General features: G+C 67.3%; 1 protein-coding gene. It reads left to right on the top strand.

Annotation, left to right across the window (positions count from 1 at the left end; translation table 11 throughout):
• Positions 1–428: hypothetical protein (locus tag AC07RN_RS21340; protein ID WP_478337275.1), on the top strand; the 428-nt coding region annotated here is incomplete at both ends.

The raw sequence follows: 428 nt of genomic DNA, 5'->3' as shown, positions 1-428 counted from the left end.
ATCCATGACTTCGGCAACTTCCTCGCCGCCGTCCGCCACGACGAGTTCGACCCCTCGGTGCGGCAGCTGCGACCCGCTCCCGTCGTCACCGAGGCAACTGTGCGGCTGCGACTGCGCGCCGTGATGGGGTTCTACCGCTACCAGGCCGGTCGTGGCGTCGACGCCGCACCGTTCCTGTACGAACAGGTTCGGGGTCGATCGAGCAGGTACCTGTCGTTCCTCGAACACGTCGCTCGGCGCAGCCCACAACGGCTGGCAGCCGTTCGTGTTCGAGTGCCGCGCACCGAGGTACCGATCCTCACACCCGCTTCGATCGATCAGCTCCTCGACGCCGAAGCGACCTACTCGCCATTGTCGCGGGAGTGGAGTGGCGACCTGCGCTACCGGCTGCTGTGGGCCCTGCTCGCGGAGACCGGAATGCGCATCGG

The sequence above is a fragment of the Lelliottia sp. GFLA7 genome (genome assembly GCF_056490165.1).
The sequence above is the reverse complement of the archived record's forward strand: the minus strand, read 5'-3'. Positions and strand labels throughout refer to the sequence as shown.